This is a genomic window from Streptococcus sp. UBA4344 (assembly GCF_002393675.1).
Taxonomy (GTDB): Bacteria; Bacillota; Bacilli; order Lactobacillales; family Streptococcaceae; genus Streptococcus; species Streptococcus vicugnae.
The window spans coordinates 58,528-67,905 of the sequence record NZ_DGTE01000027.1 but is presented as its reverse complement, the minus strand read 5'-3'; the positions used below and the strand labels follow the sequence as shown (position 1 = coordinate 67,905).

Genomic DNA, 9,378 nt, shown 5'->3' with positions numbered 1-9,378 from the left:
GCATAGGCTGTGCGTTCACCGTTTACGATTTGGTAAGCATCAGCACCCTTACCAGCAATAATAACAGCATCATTTTCATTTGTAGTAGCTGCCATGGCTTTGGCGATAGCTTTTTCACGATCTACTTGAATAGCTAGCGGACGAGTAACTTGATTTGCAATTTCCTCAGCAATTGTTTGTGGATCTTCGTAGTTAGGGTCGTCAGCTGTCAAAATCACCTGAAGATCTGGGTGAGTATTGATGACGCGTGCAAAGTCAGCACGACGACTTTCGCCCTTATTACCAGTAGCTCCTAGAATCAAATGTAATGTTCCAGTTTGGTGTTCTTCAACAACTGACAATAGTTTTTCAAGACTATCACCATTGTGCGCGTAATCGACGAAAACTTTAGCGCCATTTGCTTGCGTAATAACTTCCATACGACCAGGAACACTTGTTTCAGCGATTCCTTTTTTGATGTCAGAAGGACTTGTTCCTAAGCGAAGACAAGCAAGACCAGCTGCCATGGCATTTTCTTGGTTAAATGAGCCAATAAGTTGGATGTCATAATGTCCAGCAAGTTTGCCAGTCGCGTCAAAATCAAATGCTCGGCCATTTTCAATAGTATTATCAGAACCCTTACCATAAAAATCATGAGGAAGATGAGCTACTTGTTCGGCGACCACTCCAAAATGATCCATGCCTGCATTTACAACAACGGCTTTACTGTTAGCCATCAACAGTCGTTTGTGGTAGAAATAATCTTCAAAGGTTGGGTGCTCAATTGGCCCGATGTGGTCTGGACTAATGTTAAGAAAAGCACCGACATCAAAAGTTAGACCATATACACGGTCAACAAGGTAGGCTTGACTAGAAACTTCCATGATAAGGTGAGTCATACCATTATCAACAGCTGTCGCCATCATTTTGAAGAGATCAAGACTTTCTGGTGTTGTTAGTTTTGATTTGAAGAATGTTTCGCCATCGAGGGTTGTATTCATAGTTGAAAACATAGCTGGTTTGTGACTTTGTTTTAAAATGTTATAAGCAAAGTATGCAGCAGTCGTTTTTCCTTTTGTCCCTGTAAAAGCAATAATTTTTAGTTTTTCTTCAGGATGACCGTAGAATTCCATCGCAATCAGGCTCATAGCTTTTTTGATATCTGTAACGATAATAGCAGGAATATCTAGTTCATAGTCAACTTGGCTGACGTAGAAAGGTAAGCCTTTTTGGATAGCTTGCTCAAGATATTCTTTTTTAAAGGTCGCACCTTTGGCAAAGAATAGTGTTGAACTGTCTACGTCTCGGCTATCAAAACTAATTTTAGAAAAAGTAGGATTTTCTGCCCAATTAAGACTGTAATGATTATGGAAGATCACTTCACGGAAATTATGATCTTTTTTCAAAATGTCGAGGGTTTTTTCAAGTGTAATCATACTCTCTATTTTAGACTTAATGTCCTTGTTTTACAAGTCACAGGCAAAAGTTTATAATAAAAAGTAACGCTTATTTTAAAATTAGGAAGAATACTATGTCTGAAAACAAAACAAATGTGACACAGCAACAGCAGATGGTGCGTGGAGCTGCTTGGTTAACAGCTTCAAACTTCATCAGTCGTCTCTTGGGTGCCTTCTATATTATTCCATGGTATGCATGGATGGGCACACACAGTGAACAAGCTAATGCTCTTTTTGGAATGGGCTATAACATTTATGCTGTATTCCTATTAATTTCAACGGCTGGGATTCCTGTAGCCATTGCTAAGCAAGTTTCCAAGTATAATACTCTTGGACAAGAAGAGACCAGCTATTACCTTTTACGCAAAATTTTAAAATTAACCTTATTACTTGGGTTGATTTTTGCGGCAATTATGTATCTTGGAGCACCACTTCAAGCTGCCTGGAGTGGTGGTGGCGACGATTTGGTTCGCGTTATGAAAAGCTTATCTTGGGCGGTATTGATTTTCCCATCGATGAGTGTTCTTCGTGGATTCTTTCAAGGTTTTAACAACTTAAAACCTTATGCCATGAGCCAAATTGCTGAACAAGTGATTCGTGTGATTTGGATGTTGCTTACAGCTTTTATGATTATGAAGATTGGCTCTGGCGACTATGTCTCAGCCGTTGTACAATCGACGTTTGCAGCCTTTATCGGAATGATTGCCAGTGTGATGGTGCTCATTTTCTTCCTTTGGAAAGAAGGAAAACTACAGGCTATTTTATCTAAGGAAAATGAAGAGATTGATATCGATGCTAATGCGATTATCATCGAAACCGTAAAAGAAGCAATTCCATTTATCATCACTGGAGCAGCAATTCAATTGTTCCAACTTGTTGACCAATGGTCTTTCATTAATTCAATGAAACTCTTTACCTCGCATAGTTTGAAAGAATTGCAAATCTTGTACGCTTATTTGTCAAGTAATCCAAATAAAGTTACGATGATTTTGATTTCTCTGGCAACAGCAATTGGTGGTGCAGGTATTCCACTTTTGACAGAAAACTTTGTCAATAAAGATAGAAAAGCTGCTGCACATTTGGTGATTAATAGTTTACAAATGTTGTGCATGGTGCTTTTCCCAGCTATGATGGGAGCTATTATTTTGGCTCAACCTCTCTACACTCTTTTCTATGGTGCACCAAATAGCGATGCATTATGGTTGTTCGTTGGTGCTTTGATTCAAGTGATTTTCTTGGCACTTTATAGTTTGTTAGCACCAATGTTGCAAGCACTTTTTGAAAACCGCAAAGCAATTCACTATTTTGCGTATGGCTTAGTTGTCAAGATTGTTTTGCAAGTACCATTTATCTTTTTATTTAAAGCTTATGGACCACTTTTATCAACGGCTATTGGTTTGATGGTTCCAATTGTTCTGATGTTTAATCAAATTCACCAAGTAACACACTTTAACCGCAAGGCATTATGGCGAGGCATTCTTTTGGTGACTATTTTAACAGCTATCATGGGAGTGGTTGTTGCTTTAGGAACATTTGGCCTTCACTTCATTATCAGTCCAACGACTCGTATTGGTAGTGTGATTTATCTAGTTCTCATGGGAGCGCTTGGTGTTGCTGTTTATGGCTTCTTAGCTTTGGCAACTCATCTCTTAGATAAATTAATTGGAAGTCGAGCAAAAGCATTGCGTCAAAAATTCCATCTAGAGTAAAAAACAGTCTACAGGGCTAAATTTGCTTTTAATTTCTAGACTCGTGAAAGAGGCTGAGACAAAAGTTCTCAGCTTCTTTTTTATGTAGTTATAATAAGCAAGGCATAGTGTTGACTGATTTCTAATATGCTGATAAATCAGCTTTTAAAATATCACTTCCTTTTTAGCTATAGTTTTTTCTTATAGCTAAGTATCAAGAATTAGAATAGCTAAAAGGCATGCATTTTAGAAAATAAATGTTAGAATAAGGTCTATAAATTTTTGACAGATCGTATATGAGATGAGAAGGGGGACTATTATGAAAAGTGACTGTAGATTGGCTACTATTTTAGCTCATGCTGGGATCAAGTCGGATGAAGCAACGGGAGCTCTTGCAGCACCGATTCATTTTTCAACGACTTATCAACATCCTGAATTTGGAAAATCAACTGGATTTGATTATACAAGAACGAAAAATCCAACACGTGCTACCCTTGAAAAAACACTGGCAGCGATTGAAAAAGCAGATTATGCCTTAGCGACTTCATCAGGAATGAGCGCTATTGTTTTGGCACTTGAAATTTTTCCTGTTGGGGCAAAAGTAGTAGCTGCGCGTGATTTGTATGGCGGGTCTTTCCGTTGGTTTAATGACAAGGAAAAAGAAGGACGTTTTGAGTTTACCTATGCTAATTCAGAAACTGACCTTATAGCTGCAATTTCTGAAGAGACGGATATCGTTTACCTTGAAACACCGACGAATCCTTTGATGATTGAATTTGACATTGTGAAAGTTGCAGAAGTTGCACATGCCAATGGAGCTAAATTAGTCGTTGATAACACATTTTATAGTCCGATTTATCAAAATCCAATTGCTCTTGGAGCTGATATCGTGGTTCATTCAGCTACAAAATATTTAGCGGGTCACAATGATGTTCTTGCAGGCGTTGTGATTACCAGTGATAAAGCTATATATGAAAAACTTTTTTATAATCTGAATACTACAGGACCTACCCTTTCTCCTTTTGATTCCTACATGTTAATGCGAGGTCTCAAGACTCTTAAACTTCGTATGGAAAAAGCCACAGAAAATGCTCACGAAATTGTTGCCTTTTTGAAAAATTCATCAGCTGTCAAAGAGGTGCTTTATACTGGAAAAGGTGGTATGATTTCATTTAAGGTGGTTGATGAAACGAAAATTCCTGATATCATTAATCATCTAGAGATTATCACATTTGCAGAAAGTCTTGGAGGTGTAGAAAGTCTAATCACTTATCCAAGAACGCAAACGCACGCTGATATTCCTGAAGATGTTCGTCTTTCTTACGGTTTGACTAATGATTTATTACGTTTGTCAATCGGTATTGAAGACGTTGAAGATTTGATTGAAGATTTGAAAAATGCTTTGGAGGGGTAATATGGGAAAATATGATTTTACAAGTAGACCCAATCGTCTAAATCAGTTTACTTATAAATGGCAAAGCTCAGAAAAAAATCCAGATTTGCTTCAATTGTGGGTAGCTGACATGGATTTCTTACCTGTTCCAGAAATTAAACAGGCCATCATTGATTACGGTCAGGAACATATTTTTGGCTATAATTATTTTAAAGATTCTCTCTATCAATCCGTGATTGATTGGGAAAAAAATGAGCATGGCTATGAGATTAAAAAGGAAGATATTTCTTTTATTGACGGTGTTGTCCCAGCCATTTCGGTCGCTATTCAAGCTTTTACAGAAAAAGGCGATGCTGTCTTGATTAATTCGCCAGTCTATTATCCCTTTGCTCGTACTATTCGCCTTAATGATCGTAAGTTGGTTGAAAATTCATTGCTGATTAGAAATGGGCATTTTGAAATTGATTTTGAGCAGTTGGAAAAAGACATTGTGGAAAATCAGGTTAAACTTTATGTCTTTTGCAGTCCGCATAATCCTGGTGGACGTGTTTGGTCAAAGGATGAATTGCAAAAAATTGGTCAGCTTTGCAAAAAACACGGTGTTATTTTGGTTTCAGATGAAATTCATCAAGATTTAGCCCTTTTTGGTCACACTCATCATTCTTTCAATACAATTGATGATAGCTTTAAAGACTTTACCTTGGTTTTATCGTCAGCAACGAAGACTTTTAATATTGCAGGAACTAAGAATAGTTTCGTGATTATTCAGAATCCGACTTTGCGACGAAAATTTCAACGTGTTCAACTGGCTAATAATCAGCATGAAGTTCCAACAATTGGTATGATTACTACAGAAACCGCCTTTACTTATGGCAAACCTTGGTTAGAAGAACTCAAAAAAGTGGTTGAAAAAAATATCGATTATCTTGTCGACTATTTTGAAAAAAATACAAAAATCAAGGTCATGAAACCAGAAGGAACTTACTTGGTTTGGTTAGATTTTTCTGCTTATGGCATTGAACAACCGCAATTGGATGAAAAATTGCAAAAAGAAGCAAAAGTGGTTTTAAATGATGGCTCACATTTTGGTAAAGAAGGAAAAACTTTTGCACGTTTGAATGCTGCAACGCCTTTTGAGACTATCAAAGAAGCAAGCAAACGCATTGCTGAGGTTTTTGGAAAATAATGGCAGGAGAAATCCTGCTTTTTTTAGTATTTTAAAACGCTATTATGATAAAAATGTGACATTCGTCATAAAAATTTAGCAAATTTCCCTATTTTCTGCTATAATTGGTAAGGTTAAACTAAATTCAGTATAAAGGAGTACAATCATGGGAAAATTCCAAGTTATCTCACACCCGCTTATCCAACACAAATTGTCAATTTTACGTCGTACAACAACTTCAACTAAAGATTTTCGCGAATTGGTTAACGAAATCGCTATGCTTATGGGCTATGAAGTTTCTCGCGACCTTCCATTAGAAGATGTTGAAATTGAAACACCTATTACAAAAACAACTCAAAAACAATTGACTGGTAAAAAATTGGCAATTGTTCCTATCCTACGTGCTGGTATCGGTATGGTTGATGGTTTCTTGAGCCTTATCCCAGCGGCTAAAGTTGGTCACATTGGTATGTACCGTGACGAAGAAACTTTACAACCCGTTGAATATCTTGTGAAATTACCAGAAGATATCGATCAACGCCAAATCTTTGTGGTAGACCCAATGCTTGCAACTGGTGGTTCTGCAATTTTGGCTGTTGACTCACTTAAAAAACGTGGTGCTGCAAACATCAAATTTATTTGTCTTGTTGCTGCTCCAGAAGGTGTTAAAGCTCTTCAAGAAGCTCACCCAGACATCGATATCTATACAGCTGCTCTTGATGAAAAATTGAACGAAAATGGTTACATCGTACCAGGTCTTGGTGACGCTGGTGACCGTTTGTTTGGTACAAAATAAAGCTAAGCTTACTGCTTAATTAACAATAAAAAGGTTTGCGTTCGGTTGAGAACGCAAACCTTTTTTAATCATGAATATGGTTAGAAATATTTTTGGCAAATTCTTGAGCAGCTAAAGGAAGGGTTTGCCAGTTTTTCCAAGCCAAAACGATGGTCCGAAATGGTTTTTCAGTAATGTGACGAACGGTTAAATCTTCTAGAGCTAGGCCATCAAGGAAGTTTTCGTAAAGGAGGCTAGCTCCTAAATCTTGTCGAATCATCTCCAAGATGGTATAGTCATCGTAAATTTCGTAGGTGAATGTTGGGGTGATGTTTGCTTTAGCAAAAGCTGCGCGTGTTAAACTGTTTTCACCTTCATCAAGCAAAATTAACTCAGTTTTAGCCAAATCAGAAAGAGAAACTTCGCTTTGTTTTGCCAAAGGATGTTTGCTTGGTAGAACTGCATAAAGACAGTCTTGATAAAGGATTTGAGATTGCAATTGACCAACATAATCGATGTGCGTGAAACCTAAATCCACTTGCCCGGTATCTAACCATTGGTGAATGCTTGTGTAATCCCCTTGCTTGAGGACAAAATTCACTGCTGGATGTTTAGATTTAAATTCTTTAATAAATGGTAAGATAAAATTTCGGCTAGCAGAAGTAAAAATACCAATGCGTATCTCAGCTTTATTCAGGCCTTGTAATTCGTCAATTTTTTTAGTTAACTGTTTTTCACTTTGGACAATTTGTTGGAAGTAGGGATAGAGTGCTTGACCATCTTTTGTTAACTTGACGCCTTCATGACCCCGAGTTAATAAACACGTTCCAATTTCTTTTTCTAGATTTTTGATGGTTTGACTGACAGCACTTTGTGAGTAGTTTAATAGGTTGGCTGTTTTGGTAAAAGAACCCGATTCAATAACCGAGCAGAAAATAGCGTATTTTGAAATCATTGCAGCACCTCTCATAAGTAAAATTTATGTTTCTATTATATACTTTAATTTTACTTATATCCAATATCAACTTATAATAAAAGCATGATATTAGGAATTGAGAGGTGAAATTTATGATAAAAAAATATGCTCAACTATTTTCAGCTACTGTGCCTCTCGCATGGGGGATGTCCTATATTTTCATGGCACTTGGTGCATCTGAAATTCCAGCCATAGAATTAGTAGCTCTCCGTTGTGGTTTGGCTTTTTTGGCTTTGATTTTGATTTTTTATCGACGTTTACAAAAAAATTTTTCTTGGAAGTTAATGACTTGTAGTGCTTTAGCAGGAGCTTTATTATTTGCAGTCTTTTATTTTTTAGTTGTTGGTGTTATTGATACCTCGGCTTCAACAGCAGGTTTTTTGGCTTCCACTACAGTGGTTATTGTCCCTATTTTCCAAGCTATCATGACTCGAAAACTGCCAAATGTAAAGACAATAGTAGCGATTCTTATTGTTTTACTTGGCCTTTATCTCTTAACTGGTGCTGATTTATCGCAATTAAATTTTGGTGCTGCGATGTGTTTGTTATCTGCAGCTTTATATGCTTTATACATTATTCTTTCTAAAACCTTTGTTGATAAAGTAGATGCGATGAGTTTAGGAATTTGGCAATTAGGTTTCTCTAGTTTATATGCTTTAATAGGAACATTTTCACTTGAAACGCCTGTTTTACCTCATTCAAGCACAGTTTGGTTTTCTGTTTTAGGACTAGCTTTGCTATGCTCAGCTTATGGTTGGGTGATGCAAACAACTGTTCAATCTTATGTTAGTGCAGAATTCACAAGTGTCATGTTTGCTCTAGAGCCTATTTTTGCAGCAGTCTTTGCCTTTCTTTTCTTTGGCGAATGGCTGAGCGGTTTAGCATTTTTAGGAACAGGCTTGATTTTTATCGGTGTTCTATTAGCCATTTATCAACCGAAAAAAAGCAGTCGATTTATTTTACTTCAGGAAAAAGTCGAATATTAAAATTTTTCATTTGACCTTTTTTGACCATTTGACTATAATAGTCTCAGGTTAATATTTAAAACAGAGGCCAGAAAAATAGTTTTGAGATGTTATACCTATTATTTTCTAGCCTAGTAAAGGAGAAAAGATATGATTCCTGTAGTTATTGAACAAACAAGCCGCGGTGAACGCTCATATGATATTTACTCACGTCTTTTGAAAGATCGTATCATCATGTTGACTGGACCAGTTGAAGACAATATGGCAAACTCTATCATTGCTCAATTGTTGTTCCTTGATGCGCAAGATAATACAAAAGATATTTACCTTTATGTTAATACTCCTGGTGGATCAGTTTCAGCTGGTCTTGCTATTGTAGATACAATGAACTTCATTAAATCAGATGTTCAAACTATTGTTATGGGTATGGCAGCATCAATGGGTACAATCATTGCTTCATCAGGTACAAAGGGTAAACGATTCATGTTACCAAATGCAGAATACATGATTCACCAACCAATGGGTGGTACTGGTGGCGGTACTCAACAAACTGATATGGCAATTGCTGCTGAACACCTTTTGAAAACACGTCAAAACTTGGAACAAATTTTGGCTGATAATTCAGGCCAAACATTGGAAAAAGTTCACGCAGATGCTGAACGTGATAACTGGATGAGCGCTCAAGAAACTCTTGAATACGGCTTTATCGATGAAATCATGGTCAACAACGAATTGAACTAATTTCTTAATAAATAAGTAGAGGCTGAGACAAAAGTGTTCAGCTTCTTTCTTTAGATGGATATTCTATACAAGACGCAGTAGTTGAGTGGGTTCCAATACGCTGATAAATCAGCTTTTACAACCCTACTCAACCTTGCGGGGGTGAGACGATGAAATCAAGTTTCTGCGAAACTACCGATTTCTGTCTCACTCCCTTTTTTGCTGTAAGCAGGGTAGGGATACATTTGATATCAAATATG

The 9,378-nt window shown here is 37.0% G+C and carries 8 protein-coding genes; 6 read left to right on the top strand and 2 right to left on the bottom strand.

Features of this window, described 5'->3' with window-relative positions:
• Positions 1-1,415, bottom strand: a 1,415-nt coding sequence (locus B4D49_RS05165; RefSeq protein WP_286783450.1) for a UDP-N-acetylmuramoyl-L-alanyl-D-glutamate--L-lysine ligase, incomplete at its 3' end; no start/stop codon positions are given.
• Between the two features lie 95 nt (positions 1,416-1,510).
• Here B4D49_RS05165 and B4D49_RS05160 point away from each other — a divergent pair.
• The 4 genes from B4D49_RS05160 (at position 1,511) to upp (ending at position 6,478) form a co-directional block, all read left to right on the top strand.
• Positions 1,511-3,145 carry a putative polysaccharide biosynthesis protein gene (locus B4D49_RS05160; RefSeq protein ID WP_286783449.1) on the top strand — a complete coding sequence of 545 codons (1,635 nt, stop codon included), beginning with the start codon at positions 1,511-1,513 and terminating at the stop codon, positions 3,143-3,145.
• Positions 3,146-3,443: 298 nt separating this feature from the next.
• Complete coding sequence (locus B4D49_RS05155; protein ID WP_286783448.1) at positions 3,444-4,538, top strand: cystathionine gamma-synthase; 1,095 nt, start codon at positions 3,444-3,446, stop codon at positions 4,536-4,538.
• A 1-nt stretch (position 4,539) separates the two neighbouring features.
• Positions 4,540-5,703 carry a MalY/PatB family protein gene (locus B4D49_RS05150; protein ID WP_286783447.1) on the top strand — a complete coding sequence of 388 codons (1,164 nt, stop codon included), beginning with the start codon at positions 4,540-4,542 and terminating at the stop codon, positions 5,701-5,703.
• 145 nt (positions 5,704-5,848) lie between these two features.
• Complete coding sequence (gene upp, locus B4D49_RS05145) at positions 5,849-6,478, top strand: uracil phosphoribosyltransferase (RefSeq protein WP_021142946.1); 630 nt, start codon at positions 5,849-5,851, stop codon at positions 6,476-6,478.
• Positions 6,479-6,542: 64 nt separating this feature from the next.
• Here the strand turns inward: upp and B4D49_RS05140 are convergent, their stop codons facing one another.
• The gene (locus B4D49_RS05140; RefSeq protein ID WP_286783446.1) at positions 6,543-7,412 is read right to left on the bottom strand and encodes a LysR family transcriptional regulator; all 870 of its coding nucleotides are present in this window, start codon (positions 7,410-7,412) and stop codon (positions 6,543-6,545) included.
• Between the two features lie 113 nt (positions 7,413-7,525).
• Here B4D49_RS05140 and B4D49_RS05135 point away from each other — a divergent pair, with 113 nt between their 5' ends.
• Positions 7,526-8,419: a DMT family transporter gene (locus tag B4D49_RS05135; RefSeq protein WP_286783445.1), complete on the top strand. Its 894-nt coding sequence runs from the start codon at positions 7,526-7,528 to the stop codon at positions 8,417-8,419.
• A gap of 129 nt (positions 8,420-8,548) precedes the next feature.
• Complete coding sequence (locus tag B4D49_RS05130; protein ID WP_021142943.1) at positions 8,549-9,139, top strand: ATP-dependent Clp protease proteolytic subunit; 591 nt, start codon at positions 8,549-8,551, stop codon at positions 9,137-9,139.
• Positions 9,140-9,378 lie beyond the last annotated feature (239 nt).